The organism is Flavobacterium sp. SORGH_AS_0622, assembly GCF_030818825.1.
Taxonomy (GTDB): domain Bacteria; phylum Bacteroidota; class Bacteroidia; order Flavobacteriales; family Flavobacteriaceae; genus Flavobacterium.
Genome location: NZ_JAUTAX010000001.1, coordinates 3,469,107 through 3,488,426 on the forward strand (window position 1 = coordinate 3,469,107; position 19,320 = coordinate 3,488,426).

Here is a 19,320-nt window from a genome sequence, read left to right on the forward strand (position 1 = left end):
ATTGGAATTTGGATTTTAAAAATTGGATTTTTATATCGTTTAGTCTAAAACAAAACTCACACTTACATTTGCAGTAATTTCGATTTCGCCAATTGCCAAAGTTTCGTTTGAAGCTCCAGCTGCATCCATCTCCATTGATTTCATTGCTGCATACATTGGTCTCGGAGTGTAAATCTGAGAGTTATCTGAAATTGTAAAAGCTTTGCCTACTTTTTGTCCTAAAACAGAAACATATTCTTCTGCTTTCACTTTAGCATCTTTCATCGCTAATTTTCTAGCTTCAGATTGGTATTGTGCTAATTTAGATGACTCAAAAGAAACTCTGTCAATACGATTGATTCCCTGCTGTACCAAACCTTCCATTAATTCGTCATATTTAGACAAATCTTTTACAATAATCTCTACAGTCTGAGCTGCGTTATAAGAAGTTTTCTTTTTCTCATAATCATACTGCGGATTAAGAGCAACTTGTTTTGTTTTAAAATCTGCCGTTGGGATATTCATTTTTTTGATGAATTTTAAAACAGCATCCATCTTTTCGTCATTTTGTTTTTTAACGTCCTTAGCATTATTCCCTTTTGTTTCAACCGAAGCTGAAATACAAACCTGATCAGGCGCTACTTTTACTTTTCCTTCTCCATTCACGTTGATTAGAGGTATTTGTTTGATTTCTTGGCCGTAAGACATAGTCATAAACATGATTGTTAAAAATAATACTAGTTTTTTCATTTTTGTTAAATTTTAATATTTAGTAAAAGCTTTTCAAAAGTTATGCCAGCATTATAATTTTCCCAATTTTGCCATTGCAAAAAGTATCAAAATCGGAATGGCAAGCAGGATTACCATTAGGGTTTGATCTGTAAATAAAGAAGGCTGTTTGATCAAAGTAATCAAATAACCGCCTATAGCGCCTCCAAAGTGTGCCGTATGTCCAATGTTATCATTTTTGGCGCGCATTCCGTAAATAGAATACAATAAATATAAGATTCCAAAAATATATGCGGGCATCGGAATTATAAAAAATATTCCCAGCATCATGTCAGGCTGCAGCAATATAGCAGAATACAAAACTCCTGTTACAGCTCCCGAAGCACCAACAGCGCGATAACTGTAATCATTTTTATGGAATAACATGGTAAGAAGATTTCCGAAAATTAAACTTCCGAAATAAATAAGAATAAAAGAGAAGGTACTAAGCCAGCCTATAACAACTGGTGCAAAAAAGTAAAGTGTCAGCATATTAAATATTAAATGCATCATATCTACATGCAGAAATCCAGAAGACAGCATTCTAATTTGTTCGCCCGAACGAATACTTCCTACATGAAATTCGTATTTTCTAAAAAAAGAAAGATCATTAAAACCTTTGTAACTAATAACAGCGTTGGCAACGATAATCCCTGCTAAAATGATATTCATAAATTATAATTATTGTGAATTGTAAAGATAATCATTCTAAAACATAAGTGCGTAAGAAAGCAAAATATCAATCATTAATCATTTTTGATTTATCTTTGTAAAAAAAAATTACATGCAGTTTCTCGTTTATATTCTAGCCTATCCTTTGCTTTGGCTAATCTCTATACTTCCTTTTCGATTATTTTACTTATTCTCAGATTTTGTATATTTTCTAGTGTACAGAGTTATAGGATATCGTAAAAAAGTTGTTCGCGAGAACCTAGCGCTTACTTTACCACATTTAAGTGAAGCTGAAAGAAAAGATATCGAGAAGAAATTCTATAAACATATGTGCGATATGTTTTTAGAAATGATAAAAACCATGAGTATTTCTCCAGAAGAAATGGAAAAGAGATTTCATGTAACCAATATTGATCTCGTTTTAGATTATGCTAAAAAAGGAAAAAGTGTAATTCTTGTTGCATCGCATTATGCAAGTTATGAATGGCTTTTAACGATTAATCCAAAACTTGGATTTCAAGGAATTGCTGTTTATAAAAAATTGGCCAATCCGTATTTTGATAAATTGGTTCGAAAAATTCGTTCGAAATACAATACCGAAATGATTGAAACCAGAAAAGCAATTCCGACAATGGCACAAAACCAGCGTAATGGGGTTCTAAGCATGTATGGTTTGGCAAGTGATCAATCTCCTAAATTAGATAGAATTTTCCATTCAATGAAATTTATGGGAGTAGAAGTTCCTGTACACACAGGCGCTGAAATGCTGGCTAAAAAATATGATCTTGCGGTTATAATGGTAAAGGTAAAAAAAGTGAGAAGAGGATATTATGAAGCAACTTTTCTTTCTCTTGCTGATAATCCGAAAGATTTTGAAGATTTTGAAATTACAGAAATGTATTTAAAGGAAGTCGAAAAGCAAATTCTTGAAACACCAGAATTTTATTTATGGACACATAAAAGATGGAAACATCGAGTTAAATAAAAATTTAAAAATCCGAAATGCAGCATTTGCTTTTCGGATTTTTCCTTTAATACTACCTTCGAATTTCATAAAACGCATTCTATAAGTATTTTGATGTGTTTTTGTAATGATTTTTTTAGATTGATTAAAAAGGGAAACGATATAAATTTGATCTTCTCTAATTATCAAAAAAACAAAAAAATCATTAACCATGATCAAAAAATTACTATTTACAGTTTTATTACTGTTTCTCAATCTCAGCATTTCTGCTCAAAGTCCCAAACGAGGCATTGCTTACGGATATCATTCAGAAGCAGATATGCTGGCCTTAAAACCTGGTCTTTCTTGGTGGTACAATTGGTCGCCAGAACCTGATGCGGCTTTAAACGCAAATTATGAATCACTTGGAGTTGAATTTGTCCCAATGGCATGGGGAAAAATCAGCGATGCAGAAGTTCAGACTTTCATCAATAAAATAAAACCAGGAGCGAAATATCTTCTCGCTTTTAACGAACCAAATTTCACCGACGGCGCAAGATTAACACCACAAGAAGCTGTTAATGCTTGGCCAAATATTGAAAAAATTGCTGCTGCAAAAAACCTTGAAATTGTAAGCGCATCTCCAGCTTATAACGGTCCAAACAATTATGGCGGTTATCAAGATCCTGTTGTTTGGCACAATCAGTTTTTTCAATTATGTCCAAACTGCAAAGTCGATTATATTGCTTTTCACACGTATGATGATACTGCAGGTTCTGTCATTGGTGTTACCGGACTTTTAAAGAAATTCAATCGTCCGCTTTGGATTACTGAATTTGCCAATAGAGTTATTCAAAGTGCTGCTGATAAAACAGCTTTTATGAAAACTATTTTAACCAATTTTGAAAATGATCCCGACATTTTCCGTTACTCATGGTACACCGGAAGAGTAAATCCTACTTGGACAGATATGTTAGAAGGACAATTATTAAGTGGCACAAGCGGTGTTCTACGACCAATTGGAACTGAATATATCAATGTCCCTTATACAACAAAAAAAATAACTGTTCCAGGCCGTGTTGTAGCAAACAAACACTATAGAAGAAAAGGAACCGGCTTACAAGCCACGTTAGACTCTAACACGGGGCAAAATGTTTGTTTTATCAATGATGGAGACTGGAACGAATTTATGCTAAATGTTCCTGATGCTGGAACATATAATTTGACTTTTAGAGTTGCATCACCCGTTAACACTGGAAAATTTGATATACTTATAAATGATGTAATTGTTAAAACAGACGAAACATTTCCGCCAACTGGCGACTGGCAGACTTATGGAGACAAAGTTGTAAACGGAGTTGCATTACCAAAAGGTGAAGTTTACTTGAAAATAAAATTCAAATCAAACGATATCAATTTTAATTATATTGATGTTATTGCCGCTAATCTTGGTGTTGGAGAATCTGAACTGGAAAAAAACAGTTTTACAGTTTATCCAAATCCAATAAAAAATCAGTCTATTCTTCATATCAAATCTGCAGAAACTGAGTCATTAAAATTAAAAATTGTTGATATGAATGGAAATACCATTTTTTCTTCAGACTCTTATTTTACCAATCAAGAAGTAAAAATTGGTGACAAATTACCAAAAGGGGTTTATATTGTAAATGCTGTTTATGGTAAAATTGAAAAATCAATTAAGATTATTAAAAACTAAGATATTAATTCTTCAATTTTTAGAAATTAAAATCGTCTATAAATATTTGTTCCGTAGGAACATTTCATCGGTAGAAAAAATTATAATAGTACCAGATTTCACGTTCCGTAGAAACGTCTGAATTTTTGACCTCCTTTTTAACAATCTAATATCAAACGTTCCTACGGAACGTCTACATGTATGTGCTATTTTTTTTCTACCGACGAAACATTCCTACGGAATGATGACCGTAAATAAAACTAAAAAAATTGAGTAAAAATGCTGTAAATATTGTTCCGTAGGAACATTTCGTCGGTAGAAAAAATAATAGTATCAGATTTTACGTTCCGTAGGAACGTTTGATTTTTGACCGCATTTTTAACATCTAATCTCAAACGTTCCTACGGAACGTCTACATGCATGTGCTATTTTTTTTTCTACCTACGAAACATTCCTACGGAATGATAACCGTAAATATAAAAAGTAAAAAGTTGAGTGAACATTGTAAAAATATTTGTTCCGTAGGAACATTTCATCGGTAGAAAAAAAATATAACGTCACCAAATTTCACGTTCCGTAGGAACGTTTGATTTTTGACCGCATTTTTAATAATCTAATCTCAAACGTTCCTACGGAACGTCTACATGTATGTGCTATTTTTTTTCTACCGACGAAACATTCCTACGGAATGATAACTGTAAATATAAAAACTAAAAAGTTGAGTGAACATTGTAAAAATATTTGTTCCGTAGGAACATTTCATCGGTAGAAAAAAAATATAACGTCACCAGATTTCACGTTCCGTAGGAACGTTTGATTTTTGACCGCATTTTTAACAATCTAATCTCAAACGTTCCTACGGAACGTCTACATGCATGTGCTATTTTTTTTTCTACCGACGAAACATTCCTACGGAATGATAACTGTAAATATAAAAACTAAAAAGTTGAGTGAACATTGTAAAAATATTTGTTCCGTAGGAACATTTCGTCGGTAGAAAAATTATAATAGCAACAGATTTCACGTTCCGTAGGAACGTTTGATTTAAAAAAAAGGGCTGTCTTTACTTAAGACAACCCTTTGAATATATAAAAAAACTAAAATTTTAGATTCCAGCTATTACTTTAATCTCATCAATAATACGAAGAGCCAGTTTATCTGCAGCATCTTGAGAAGGTGCTTCTGTATAAATACGGATAATTGGTTCTGTATTTGATTTTCTTAAATGAACCCATTCTGTTGCAAAATCAATTTTCACACCATCAATTGTTGAAATATCTTCGTTTTTATATTTCTCTGTCATTTGAGTTAAAATGGCATCAACATCAATCTGTGGCGTTAATTCAATTTTATTTTTGCTCATATAATATTCTGGATAAGAAGCTCTCAATGCAGAAACCGACATTTTTTTCTTAGCCAAATGCGTTAAGAACAAAGCAACTCCCACCAAGCTGTCACGTCCGTAATGTAATTCAGGATAAATAATTCCGCCGTTACCTTCACCGCCAATTACAGCATTGTTTTTCTTCATCAATTCAACAACATTTACCTCTCCTACTGCACTTGCTTCGTAACTTCCGTTATGATTTGCAGTTACATCACGCAATGCGCGAGAAGACGACATGTTTGAAACTGTGTTTCCTGGCGTTTTACTCAATACATAATCTGCACAGGCAACCAAAGTATATTCTTCCCCAAACATTTCGCCATCTTCGCTGATAAAAGCCAAACGGTCAACATCTGGATCGACAACAATTCCTAAATGTGCATTTTCTTTTACAACCAATTCAGAAATATCAGTTAAATGCTCTTTTAGAGGCTCTGGATTGTGAGGGAAATGTCCATTTGGTTCACAGTATAATTCTACCACTTCAACTCCCATTTGCTTAAGAAGTTTTGGAATAATAATGCCACCAGAAGAATTTACACCATCTACAACCACTTTAAATTTAGCTTCTTTTACCGCTTCGATATCTACCAATGGTAAGTTTAAAACTTCATCAATATGAATATCCATGTAAGCATCGTTTGGTGTAATTTCACCTAAACTATCCACATCCGAAAAATCAAAAGCCTCAGCTTCAGCAATCTCAAGGATTTTTGCACCATCTGCACCGCTTAAAAATTCGCCTTTTGCATTTAATAATTTTAAAGCATTCCATTGTTTTGGATTATGCGACGCCGTTAAAATAATTCCGCCATCGGCTTTTTCCAAAGGAACGGCAACTTCAACCGTTGGGGTTGTTGAAAGTCCAAGATCGATTACATTGATCCCTAAACCAATTAGAGTATTTACTACTAAGTTGTGAATCATTGGCCCAGAAATTCTGGCATCGCGACCAATTACAACTGTCAATTTATCTTTAGAAATATTATTTTTTAAGAAAGTTCCGTATGCCGACGCAAATTTTACCGCATCAACAGGAGTTAAATTATCTCCTACTTTTCCTCCGATCGTCCCACGGATTCCAGAAATAGATTTTATTAGAGTCATTTTTGTGAGTTAGGGTTATTTTATTACAAATATAGAAAAGTTACTGAGTTACTCCCGCAGTAAATTTCTAAGAATTTGAAATTGCAGTACGGTTTTGCTTTGAAAGAACACAATTTTATAACAAAATGATTTAAAAAAGTTTTTATACATTTACTAAAATAACTTAGAAACTTAGCCTCTAAGAATCTTAGCAACTCAAAAAAATGAATTTCTTAGCCCACATATATCTTTCTGGAGAAAATGATTTAATCAAAATTGGAAATTTTATGGCCGATGGAATTCGCGGGAAACAATTTGAGCATTTTCCCGAAGATGTAAAAAAAGGAATTTTACTGCATCGATTTATTGACACTTATACCGATTCTCACGATATTTTCAGAAAAAGCACCAAACGTTTGCACGACAGATATCACCACTATTCGGGAGTAATTGTAGATATCGTTTACGATCATTTTCTAGCCAAAAACTGGAGTAATTATTCGGAAGAAAAATTAGAAAGTTTTATTAATCGATTCTATAACTCTTTACATGATAATTATAGTATTCTGACCGAAAAAACACAAGGACTAATGCCTTATATGATCGAAAGAAACTGGCTTTTAAGTTACAGAACTACAGAGGGGATTCACCAGATTCTAACACAGATGGATCGAAGATCCAAAAACATTTCTAAAATGCAGTATGCGATAGAAGAACTTAATGAATTTTACGACGAATTTGAAGAAGAATTTACTTCATTTTTTGAAGAAATAAAAATACAAGCAAAAGCAAAATTGATTTCTCTTTAACTGCTTTTTCTCATTTACAAAATGATTACACACATGAAAAAAATTACGCTTTTAATAGCCCTTATTTATATTAGCAGCAATGCACAGCAGGTAAATACAGCACCAACGGGATTAGTTGTCACAAAAGCAATGGTCGTTTCTGCACGCGAAGAAGCCTCTAAAATTGGTTCCGATATTATGAAAAAAGGCGGCAATGCTTTTGATGCCATGGTAGGAACCGAATTAGCGCTTGCAGTCGCGTTCCCTTTTGCTGGAAATATTGGTGGCGGCGGATTTATGGTGTATAGAAAAGCAAATGGAGAAGTTGGTTCTTTAGATTACCGCGAAAAAGCACCTTTGGCAGCAACAAAAGATATGTTTCTGGACAGCCAAGGAAATGTTATAAAAGGAAAAAGCACCGAAACAGCTCTTGCTATTGGTGTTCCTGGAACTATTGCCGGAGTTTTTGCTGTACATAAAAAGTACGGAACAATGCCAATTTCTAAAATTCTAGAACCTGTAATTGCTCTTGCAGAAAGAGGAGTTGTAGTGACCAAAAAACAAGAAAAAAGTTTAAAAGATTATCACGAAAGTATTGTAAAAATAAACGGCGAAACTTCTCTTTTGTCAGGAAATTTTAAAGAGAATGATACTATTAAATATCCAGCTTTAGCTAAAACTTTAAAAAGAATTCAGAAAAAAGGAAGAAATGAATTCTACAAAGGCGAAACGGCTAAAATTCTTGTAGATTATCTTCAAAAAAAAGGCGGTATTATTACCCTGCAGGATTTAGCGAAATATGAAGCCAAATGGAGAAAACCACTTCAATTTACTTATAAAGATTTAAAAATTACTTCGATGTCACCTCCTAGCAGCGGAGGAATCTGTCTGGCACAAATTTTAAAAATGCTGGAGCCATACGATTTAGCAAAAATGGGACATAATACAGCTGAATCTATTCAGGTTATTGTAGAAGCTGAAAGAAGAGCATATGCCGACCGCAGTTTCTTTTTAGGAGATCCAGATTTTGTAAAAATTCCGATTAAAGAATTATTAGATAAAAATTATTTACAGAATAGAATGGCTAATTTCAATCCAGAAAAAGCCACTCTATCTTCTGAAATAAAAGAAGGAAAAGTAAATTACGCCGAAAGTACCGAAACCACACATTATTCTATTGTAGACCAATTCGGAAATGCAATTGCTGCTACTACAACTTTAAATGATGGTTACGGTTCAAAATACTATTGTGATGAATTAGGCTTCTTCTTAAACAATGAAATGGACGATTTCAGCGCTAAACCGGGTTCTCCTAATATGTTTGGCTTAGTTGGAAATGAAGCCAACAGCATTGCACCGCAAAAACGCATGTTAAGTTCAATGACACCGACAATTGTAGAGAAAGACGGAAAATTATTTATGGTTGTAGGAACTCCTGGAGGTTCAACCATTATTACGTCTGTTTTACAAACCATTTTAAATGTTTACGAATATAATTTGAGTATGCAGGAAGCTGTAAATGCACCACGTTTCCATCATCAGTGGCTTCCCGATTTAATTACTTTTGAACCTAGTACCTTCGAAACAAAAACAATTGACAAGCTTAAAGCTAAAAATTATCTAATCAACGAAAAACCAACTCCTATCATCGGAAAAGTGGATGCAATTTTAGTTCTTCCAAATAAAAGTCTTGAAGGCGGAGCTGATTTTCGTGGAGATGATACTGCCGTTGGTTTTTAATAGTTCTGCCTTTTTATTTTTTTAATCTAAGATTATAGCCTAATTTTGTAAGAACGATAATTTTTAAAACCTAATGCTAAAAAAATATTTCAGAAGACTCGAAAGCATAATTGCTTTGGCGCAATCGTTAATGACTCCAAAGCAGTTTATTTTTTTATCAAGTGTTTTAATTGGGATTTCATGCTCTTTAGCAGTAATCGTTTTAAAAACTTTTGCTCACAGCGTATTTTCTTTTGCCACTTACATCAACGGAATTTTAAAACTAAGTTTCATTAATAGTATTCTGCCAATTGTTGGTATTTTACTGACGGTTTTTGTGGTAAAAAAAGTACTTAACGGATCTATACAAAAAGGGACTTCACAGATACTTTATGCTGTTGCAAAAAAAGCCAGCATTATTCCTAGAAAGCAGATGTATGCTCAAATAGTTACTAGTTCCTTAACCGTAGGTTTGGGAGGTTCTGCAGGTTTAGAAAGTCCGATTGTGATTACTGGAGCTGCATTTGGTTCAAATTTCGCTCAAAATTACAAACTGCCGTACAAAGACAGAACTTTATTAATTGGCTGTGGCGTTGCGGCTGGAATTTCAGCTGCTTTTAATGCTCCAATTGCTGGAGTTCTTTTTGCTATTGAAGTTTTACTGGTAGATGTTAGTATTTCTGCCTTTACACCCATTATGATTTCTGCTGCAACAGGTGCATTGGTTTCCGCAATTGTTTTAGACGAAACGATTCTTTTGAGTTTTAAAAAGCAAGAAACGTTCGATTTTCATAATATTCCTTTTTACGTTGTTTTAGGTGTTCTTACGGGATTAGTTGCTATTTATTATTCTCGAAATTTTCAGAGAGTTGAGCATTATTTTTCCAAGCAGCAGATTAATCCATACAAAAAAGCGTTAATTGGTTCATCGCTTTTAGCTTTATTAATTTTTATTTTTCCAACGTTGTTTGGTGAAGGATATGAAAGTATCAAAACTTTGTCTGAAACAGATCCTGGAAAACTATTAGACAATACTTTGTTTGCAGATTTTAGAAACAACCAATGGGTTTTACTTCTTTTTGTGGGAGCCACAATGATGGTTAAAGTTTTTGCTTCAGGATTAACTATTGGAAGTGGTGGAAATGGAGGAAACTTTGCTCCTTCTCTATTTTTAGGTTCTTATTTAGGCTATTTCTTTTCTAAATTTATAACACTTATTGGTTTATCAAAACTTCCTATTACCAATTTCACGATGGTCGGAATGGCTGGAATTTTGAGTGGTTTATTTCATGCTCCTTTGACCGCTATTTTCTTGATTGCAGAAATAACAGGAGGTTACGGATTAATGATTCCGCTTATGATAGTATCTTCCATCAGTTTTGCGATTTCTAAACGTTACGAAAAATATTCGCTTGACGTAAAAGGATTAGCGAAAAAAGGTCACGCCTTTACCAGTAATAAAGACTCTAATATTCTTTCAACTTTAGATATCGACACCATCATTCAATGTGATTATTTAACCGTTCATCCCGATGAAAATTTAAGTAAATTGGTCGATCTTATTTCACATTCTAACCAAGTTGTTTTCGCAGTTGTTAACAATGATAAAGATTTAGTCGGCGTTGTACATTTTAATGATATTAGAGAAATTATTTTCAATGCTTACCGCGTAAAATATACCCAGATTAAAGATGTAATGAAAACGCCAGCTGCTACAATTTCTTCATTTGACAGTATGGAAATCGTGATGAGTAAATTTGAAAAATCGAAATCGGCATTTCTTCCTGTTTTAAGAAACGGCAAATATCACGGCTTCATTTCCAAATCAATAGCACTTGAAGCTTATAGAACAAAACTTCGTTCTATGACGATTGAATAAGCTTAATATCGGATAAGTTAAAAATTTTATTTATCCGATATTAAGAAGTAAATTTGTCGTCGAATGTGGAATATAGATCTAACATACAGAACAGAATTTCAGTCAACCTTTGATCGATTGTACCAAAAAAGGCAGGAACTGCAAACCAGCAGACCATTGCCAAATATTGCTTTGCATAAAATTAGAGAAAGTTTATCTATAGAATGGACGTACAATTCTAATAGTATTGAAGGAAATACAATGAGTTTGCGCGAAACCCAGATGGTTATTCAAGAAGGAATCACAATTAAAGGAAAATCACTTCGCGAGCATTTTGAAACCCATAATCACGATAAAGCTATCGATTATCTTTACTCTATTGTTGATGACAATTACAAACTTAGAAGCATTGATATACTTTCTATTCATGGTTTAGTTTTACGTTCTATCGAAGATGATTTTGCAGGGCGAATTCGTAATGGAGGCGTTCGAATTTCGGGAGCTAATTTTATGCCTCCAAATGCCAATAAAGTTTCCGATTATTTGGACGAATTAATTGATTTTATCAATACAAATCCTCTTGGTTTAAATGATATTGAACTCGCAACAATCTATCATCATAAACTAGTCTGGATTCATCCTTTTTTTGACGGGAACGGACGCACAGTTCGCTTAACCATGAATTTATTATTGATGCGCTCTGGTTTTCCTCCTGCAATCATTTTAAAAAATGATCGCAAGAAATACTATGAAGCACTTAATCAAGCTAATAACGGTAATTATCAAAAACTAACACTTTTAATGTGTCAAGCACTTGAGCGAACACTCAATATTTATTTAAGTGCTATGCCAGGAAGTAGTTACGACTACCAATCCATACAAAATATCGTTAGCGAACCCGACACACCATATGGTCAGGAATATGTAAGTTTGTTGGCCAGAACAGGAAAAATAGACGCTTATAAAGAAGGTCGAAATTGGTATACAACCAAGGAAGCTATCGAAGAATATATGGCAACAAGAAAAAGAAAACGCTAGTTGCTACTAGCTTAATTTTGTTACAATTTTTAACATAAACTTCTATAGTCTAGTGCAAAAAGAACAAATCAAAGTGGTAACTTTGCGTTTTGCTCAAATTTATGTTAGAAAAAGACAATACTATTGAAGTTCTTGGTGCAAGAGTTCATAATCTAAAAAATATCGATATCTCTATTCCGAGAGAAAAACTAGTTGTAATTACTGGTTTATCTGGTTCTGGAAAATCGTCTTTGGCGTTTGACACTATCTATGCTGAAGGTCAGCGTCGTTATGTTGAAACTTTTTCGGCATATGCCAGACAATTCCTCGGCGGGTTGGAACGTCCTGATGTAGATAAAATCGACGGACTTTCGCCTGTAATTGCTATTGAACAAAAAACTACCAGCAAAAGCCCACGCTCGACTGTTGGAACTATCACTGAAATTTATGATTTCCTGCGACTTCTATACGCACGTGGTGCAGACGCTTACAGTTACAACACTGGCGAAAAAATGGTTTCGTATTCTGATGAACAAATTAAAGATTTGATTATTCAGGATTACAAAGGAAAAAGAATTAATATTCTCGCTCCCGTAATTAAAGCCAGAAAAGGACATTATGCAGAATTATTCCAGCAGATTACCAAACAAGGATTTTTAAAAGTCCGCGTAAATGGTGAAGTTCAGGATTTGGTTTCTGGAATGAAACTAGATCGTTACAAAACACATGACATTGAAATTGTTGTAGATAGAATGCAGATTGAAGATACACCAGACAATCAGAAAAGATTGGCTGAAAGCATTAATACAGCAATGCATCATGGTGAAAATGTTTTGATGATTTTAGATCAGGACAGTAATGAAGTGCGCTATTTCAGTAGAAATTTAATGTGTCCGACAACAGGAATATCTTATCAAAATCCAGAGCCAAATTTATTTTCATTCAACTCTCCAAAAGGAGCTTGTCCGCATTGTAATGGATTGGGTACAGTTCATGAAATCAATGTAAAAAAGATTATTCCGAATCCGAAATTATCGATAAAAAGCGGTGGTTTTGCGCCTCTTGGCGAATATAAATCTTCTTGGATTTTCAAGCAGTTAGAAACCATTGGAGAAAAATTCGGATTTAAAATCACCGATCCAATCGAGAAAATTCCAGAAGAAGCCATGACCATGATTTTGTATGGCGGAAAAGATAAATTTGCCGTAAACTCAAAAGATCTTGGCGTAACGAGAGAATATAAAATTGATTTTGAAGGAATTTCTAATTTCATCAAAAATCAATACGATGAAAGTGCCACAACAAGCATAAAACGCTGGGCAAAAGATTTTATGGACGAAATTAACTGTCCCGTTTGTGATGGTTCTCGTTTGAAAAAAGAAGCACAGTTTTTTAGAGTGAATGAAAAAAATATCACCGAATTGTGTGATATGGATATATCTGATTTGACTGCCTGGTTTCAGGATTTGAATAATCATTTATCAGACAAACAGCTTTTGATTGCTTCTGAAGTGGTAAAAGAGATAAAAGATCGTTTGAACTTTTTGATGAATGTTGGTTTGAATTATCTGGCTTTAAGCCGAAGCTCAAAATCGCTTTCTGGTGGTGAAGCACAGCGTATTCGTTTGGCAACACAAATTGGTTCGCAATTGGTTGGAGTTCTCTATATTCTGGATGAACCAAGTATTGGTTTACATCAAAGAGACAACGAAAAACTGATTAAATCTTTGGAGCAGTTACGTGATATCGGAAACTCGGTTATTGTGGTAGAACACGATAAAGACATGATCGAAACAGCTGATTACGTTATTGATATTGGTCCAAAAGCAGGGAAATACGGCGGAGAAATCATCAGTATTGGAACTCCGGCAGAAACTTTAAAATCAAATACCATTACTGCTCAATATTTGAATGGTAAAATGAAATTAGAGATTCCGAAAAAGCGTAGAAAAGGAAATGGTAAATTCTTAAAACTAACCGGCGCAACAGGAAATAACCTGAAAAATGTTTCTATTGAAATACCTTTGGGACAATTAACCTGCGTAACTGGAGTTTCTGGAAGTGGTAAATCGACTTTAATTAACGAGACGCTCTACCCGATTTTAAATGCGTATTATTTTAATGGCGTAAAAAAACCACAGCCTTATAAAAAGATTGAAGGTTTAGAACATATTGACAAAGTAATTGATATAGATCAAAGTCCGATTGGAAGAACACCGCGTTCAAATCCAGCGACTTATACCGAAGTTTTTACAGAAATTAGAAATCTGTTTACAATGACTTCTGAAAGCATGATTCGTGGTTACAAAGCGGGGCGTTTCAGCTTTAACGTAAAAGGCGGACGCTGCGAAACATGCGAAGGTTCTGGTGTAAGAACAATCGAAATGAACTTTCTGCCAGATGTTTACGTAGAATGCGAAACTTGTCAAGGAAAACGTTTTAACAGAGAAACTTTAGAAATTAGATATAAAGGAAAATCAATTTCTGATGTTTTGGACATGACGGTTGATGAAGCGGTTCCGTTTTTTGAAAATATTCCGAAGATACACCGTAAAATTAAAACTATCCAAGATGTTGGTTTAGGTTATATTACTCTTGGTCAGCAAAGTACAACTCTTTCCGGAGGAGAAGCGCAGCGAATTAAACTGGCTGGAGAATTATCTAAAAAAGATACTGGAAATACATTTTATATTCTTGACGAACCTACAACTGGATTGCATTTCGAAGACATTCGTGTCTTAATGGAAGTAATCAATAAATTGGTTGACAAAGGAAATACAATTTTGGTAATCGAACATAACATGGACGTGATCAAACTTGCAGATTATATCATAGATATTGGTCCTGAAGGCGGAAAAGGCGGCGGACAGCTTGTTGCAAAAGGAACTCCTGAGCAAGTAGCCGAAAATAAAAAAAGTTATACCGCTAAGTTTTTGAAGAAAGAACTAGAGTAATTTATTTATTTGGAAAATGGACGGATTAAAAAGCGTCCATACAAAATTGGAATCCTTCGGAATCTCCATAATCATTATCATCCGATCCCCAGGCTTGCGGAGATTCCTCTCCCGAAGCCTAGGGATCGGAATGACAAAAATGAGAATGCTTTTTTAGTGGATACATATCAATGTGTCACATTTCTAAATTAAATAAGTAGGAAAGTTGTTTAGAACTTAAAACAAATTCCTAATTTGTTTAGATAATCATTTGATAATGAAAGAAAAAGCACAATTCCAGCATTATTATAATATTACTTTTAGATTATAATTCCTGTTTTTTATAACAATTCTAGAAAAAAGCGTTAATTTAGTATCCGCTTTTTCTGAAAAATTCAAAGTTTTAAAGAGAGATCTTTAAATAAAACCAATTGTTTATTTGAAACCAACTGCCCTAGCCCTGATGGGAGCGGCATCTCCCGATTTAGAAAAACAAGGCTTTTTAGCCGTAGTTTTTGTTTATCGGGAATATAGCGGACAGCAGGAATCAGCTCCTTAGTCATCGTCTGAGTTCATGATGACAATGAGGAAAAACATAATAAAATAATAAATTAAAATACCTAAAATGAGATTAGAAGATTTTGATAATGATGAAGATAAAGTAATTCAGGATCGTTTGAAACAAAAAACGTGGAATGAAATTAGAACCAATGACAGCTGGGCAATTTTTAAAATTATGTCTGAGTTTGTAAATGGTTACGAAGCAATGGGGCGTATTGGTCCTTGTGTTTCGATTTTTGGATCTGCGAGAACCAAACCAGATGACAAATATTATTTACTGGCTGAAAAAATTGCCTACAAAATTAGTAAAGCAGGTTACGGTGTGATTACAGGAGGTGGTCCCGGAATTATGGAAGCTGGAAATAAAGGCGCTCATTTGGGTGGTGGAACTTCGGTTGGGTTGAATATCGAACTTCCTTTTGAGCAACATTTTAATCCGTATATCGATCATGATAAAAACTTGAATTTCGATTATTTCTTTGTGAGAAAAGTAATGTTCGTTAAATATTCGCAAGGTTTTGTGGTTATGCCAGGTGGTTTTGGAACTTTGGACGAAATGTTTGAAGCGATCACTTTGATTCAAACTAAGAAAATTGGAAAATTCCCAATTATTTTGGTTGGGGTTGAATTTTGGTCTGGCTTAATCGAATGGGTAAAAACGGTATTGGTTGAAAAAATGCATACAGTAAGCCCAGAAGATTTAAACTTATTTAAGATCGTAGATACTGAAGATGAAGTTGTTGACGTATTAGATAAATTCTACAAGAAATACGATTTAAGTCCGAATTTCTAAATTTAAAGCTATACAGATAAGTGATATAAGCGTTTAAGCGCAAAGCCTAAAACAATACTTTTATATGAACTTATATAACTTATATGGTTAAATTTTACTTCAAATACGTAAAAATTGAAAGCTGTTTTTTTAAACAGCTTTTTTTATGCTATTTTTACAAAAATCCGAAGTAACTTTATATACGTAACTTAAGTATATAACTCATAAATTTTGCGCCATTCTTGAAATTCTTTTTTAAAATTATCTGCTCTATTTTAGTTTTATTCAGTTCGATAAAACTTCATGCACAACATCTGTCTAAGATGGAGGTGGCGGTAAATCTTGAACTGAAAACACTGAATGTAAAACAAGATATTACGTATTACAATACTTCGAATGATTCTTTAGTCTCGATTGTTTTAAACGACTGGAATAATGCTTTTGCTGATAAAAACACACCTCTGGCAAAACGATTTTCTGATGAATTTTATAGAGGTTTTCATTTGGCCAAAGCTGCTGACAGGGGAAAAACTACAATTCTAAACCTTTTGGATCCCAATTTTATAGCTCTTGAATGGGAAAGAGACGGTAAAAATCCAGATTATATTACGGTAAAATTAAACAGGAAATTGGCGCCTGGAGAAAAAATAGATTTACATCTTACTTACATTTCAAAAATTCCAAACGACAAATTTACTCGTTTTGGTTTTGACCAAAATGGCGGAATGGCTTTGAAAAATTGGTTTATAAGTCCTGCGCGTTTTGAAGATCATAATTTTATAAAGTACAACAATTTCAATCTAGATGATATTGCCAACGCAGTAACTAGTTACGAAATTGCTATTAAAATCCCGAATCAATATTCTATTACAACAGACCTTAATTCGGTTTCTAAAGATGTAAGCAATAGCGATTACAGTATTTATTCCTTCTCTGGTAAAGACAGAACCGACTTTAGTCTTTTTATAGAAAAGCAAAACGGATTTCGAACTTATGCGAATGAATCAATAGAAATTGCAACTAATTTGAAAAGCAAGAAGATCGATGAAATTCAAAAAGCTATAATTATTGATCGGGTTGCTTCTTTTGCTGAAAACTTTATTGGTAAATATCCGCATGAAAAAATAACAGTTTCTCAAATAGATTACGATCGAAATCCGTTTTATGGATTAAATCAGCTTCCTTCTTTTATTAGTCCGTTTTCAGATGATTTTATATTTGAAATTCAGTTTTTAAAGACATTTTTAAATACTTATCTCCAAAACAGTCTTCGTTTGGATCCGCGAAAAGACAACTGGGTTTATGATGGAATTCAGATTTATGCCATGATGAAATATATGGAAGAGAATCATATGGATCAAAAAATGCTGGGAAGACTTTCGAACATGAAGCTTTTTAAAAGTTACAACATCACCAACTTAACTTTTAATGAGCAATACAGCTATTATTACATGTTAATGGCTCGTAAAAATTTAGATCAGCCTCTGGGAGATCCCAAGAATACTTTAATCAAATTCAACGAACAAATTGCCAGTAAATATCGAGCTGGATTAAGTTTGAGTTATTTAGATGATTATCTGAATCATAATATTGTTCCAGAAAGTGTAAAGGAATTTTACAATCTCAACAAACAACAACAAACAAACCGCTACGATTTTGAAAAAATATTAACCAAAAAAAGTCCCAAAAATTTAGATTGGTTCTTTAATACGATTATTGATTCTCGAGACATTATCGATTATAAATTCTCTAATGTTTCTAGAACTGCAGACAGCGTTAAATTTTCAATTAAAAACAAAACTGGATTTTACGCTCCGATTCCCGTTTACGGAATTAAAAAAAAGGAAGTTGTTTTTAAAGAATGGATCGAACCTAAAACAAAGGATTCTGTTTATGAATTCGACAGAAAGAATGCTGATAAAATTGTTTTAAACTACGATAATGAAGTTCCAGAATACAACCAAAGAAATAATTGGAAATCGCTAAAACATATTGCAGTAACCAATCGCCCAATTAAATTTAACTTCGCCAAAGATTTAGAAGATCCTTTTTACAATCAGATCTTATATCTTCCGACGCTGACTTATAATTATTATGATGGTTTTACGCCTGGAATCCGCTTTAGCAATAAGACGATTTTAGACAAACCTTTTAATTTTGATATTAATCCAGCTTATTCCCTTAAAGCAGGAACGATATCTGGTTCGTCTGCTTTTTCTTGGAATCAATATTACAGAAACTCCACTTTATACAATGTGCGTTATTCCATTAGTCAAAATTATTTTCATTACGCACCAGACGCTACTTATTTGAGATTGAATCCGATGGTGTTGTTCCGCATTCGTGAAAAAGATTTTAGAGACAATAGAAAACAACAATTTTTATTTCGCCAGATTATTGTAAAGCGAGAAGCGAGTGAATTTATTACGGATAACTCTGAGCCCAATTATTCTGTTTTTAATGCACGTTACTCAAACACCAAAACTGAACTGATTGACCATTTTAGTTTTATGACCGATTTGCAATTTTCGGGTGGATTTGGAAAAGTATCAGGAGAAGTTGAATACCGAAGATTATTTGAGAACAATCGTAAACTAAACTTAAGATTGTACGCTGGAAGTTTCTTGTATAATAAAACAAATTCAGATTATTTTAGTTTTGGTTTAGACCGACCGACTGATTATTTGTTTGATTACAATCTTTTTGGAAGATCTGAAACCAGCGGTTTTTTTAGTCAGCAGTATGTAATTGCAGAAGGGGGTTTTAAATCACAATTAGAACCTGCGTTCGCCAATCAATGGATGACCACTTTGAATACTAGTTATGCCGTTTGGAATTGGATTGAACTTTATGGCGACATTGGTTTCCTTAAAAATAAACACCAAAAAGAGTTCTTTGCTTATGATACTGGTGTGCGTTTAAATCTAGTTCCAGACTACTTTGAACTCTATTTTCCTGTTTATTCTAATAACGGATGGGAAATAGCACAAACAAAATACAATGAAAAAATACGATTTATTATCACTTTTTCGCCAAAAACTTTAGTCACACTTTTTACCCGAAAATGGTTTTAATCGAATAAATTTTAAACAAAACTTGCGAAATTATCAACAATAATAAATATTAAATAGAAATAACACA

The 19,320-nt window shown here is 33.6% G+C and carries 12 protein-coding genes; 9 read left to right on the forward strand and 3 right to left on the reverse strand.

The genetic code is table 11. The features are described from left to right. Positions 1-39: 39 nt before the first annotated feature. Both QE431_RS14525 and QE431_RS14530 read right to left on the reverse strand, forming a co-directional pair. Positions 40-729 (reverse strand): SIMPL domain-containing protein, encoded by a 690-nt coding sequence (locus tag QE431_RS14525; RefSeq protein WP_307297145.1) that lies wholly within the window; start codon positions 727-729, stop codon positions 40-42. A gap of 51 nt (positions 730-780) precedes the next feature. Then, the gene (locus tag QE431_RS14530) at positions 781-1,419 is read right to left on the reverse strand and encodes a rhomboid family intramembrane serine protease (protein ID WP_134140193.1); all 639 of its coding nucleotides are present in this window, start codon (positions 1,417-1,419) and stop codon (positions 781-783) included. Between the two features lie 112 nt (positions 1,420-1,531). Between QE431_RS14530 and QE431_RS14535 the strand changes: the two genes are divergently transcribed. Then, on the forward strand, positions 1,532-2,404 hold the full coding sequence (locus tag QE431_RS14535; protein WP_057116416.1) for a lysophospholipid acyltransferase family protein: 873 nt from the start codon (positions 1,532-1,534) through the stop codon (positions 2,402-2,404). Between the two features lie 190 nt (positions 2,405-2,594). Next, the gene (locus QE431_RS14540) at positions 2,595-4,079 is read left to right on the forward strand and encodes a glycosyl hydrolase (RefSeq protein ID WP_307297147.1); all 1,485 of its coding nucleotides are present in this window, start codon (positions 2,595-2,597) and stop codon (positions 4,077-4,079) included. Positions 4,080-5,163: 1,084 nt separating this feature from the next. Here the strand turns inward: QE431_RS14540 and glmM are convergent. Then, on the reverse strand, positions 5,164-6,552 hold the full coding sequence (gene glmM, locus QE431_RS14545; RefSeq protein ID WP_307297148.1) for a phosphoglucosamine mutase: 1,389 nt from the start codon (positions 6,550-6,552) through the stop codon (positions 5,164-5,166). A gap of 203 nt (positions 6,553-6,755) precedes the next feature. On the opposite strand from glmM, the gene QE431_RS14550 reads away from it, so the two are divergent. From QE431_RS14550 to QE431_RS14580, 7 genes are all read left to right on the forward strand, one after another. Beyond that, positions 6,756-7,340 (forward strand): acyl carrier protein phosphodiesterase, encoded by a 585-nt coding sequence (locus QE431_RS14550; protein WP_307297150.1) that lies wholly within the window; start codon positions 6,756-6,758, stop codon positions 7,338-7,340. Between the two features lie 33 nt (positions 7,341-7,373). After that, the gene (gene ggt, locus QE431_RS14555; RefSeq protein WP_307297153.1) at positions 7,374-9,059 is read left to right on the forward strand and encodes a gamma-glutamyltransferase; all 1,686 of its coding nucleotides are present in this window, start codon (positions 7,374-7,376) and stop codon (positions 9,057-9,059) included. 73 nt (positions 9,060-9,132) lie between these two features. Continuing rightward, a complete protein-coding gene (locus QE431_RS14560) occupies positions 9,133-10,917 on the forward strand; it encodes a chloride channel protein (protein ID WP_057116421.1) in 1,785 nt (594 codons plus the stop codon). Between the two features lie 63 nt (positions 10,918-10,980). Continuing rightward, positions 10,981-11,934 carry a Fic family protein gene (locus QE431_RS14565; protein ID WP_281866126.1) on the forward strand — a complete coding sequence of 318 codons (954 nt, stop codon included), beginning with the start codon at positions 10,981-10,983 and terminating at the stop codon, positions 11,932-11,934. Positions 11,935-12,035: 101 nt separating this feature from the next. Continuing rightward, on the forward strand, positions 12,036-14,867 hold the full coding sequence (gene uvrA, locus QE431_RS14570; RefSeq protein WP_307297157.1) for an excinuclease ABC subunit UvrA: 2,832 nt from the start codon (positions 12,036-12,038) through the stop codon (positions 14,865-14,867). 604 nt (positions 14,868-15,471) lie between these two features. Further along, positions 15,472-16,200, forward strand: a complete 729-nt coding sequence (locus QE431_RS14575) for a TIGR00730 family Rossman fold protein (RefSeq protein WP_057116425.1) — start codon at positions 15,472-15,474, stop codon at positions 16,198-16,200. A gap of 302 nt (positions 16,201-16,502) precedes the next feature. After that, positions 16,503-19,253, forward strand: coding sequence for an aminopeptidase (locus QE431_RS14580; RefSeq protein ID WP_307297162.1), 2,751 nt, complete (start codon positions 16,503-16,505; stop codon positions 19,251-19,253). Positions 19,254-19,320: the final 67 nt, after the last annotated feature.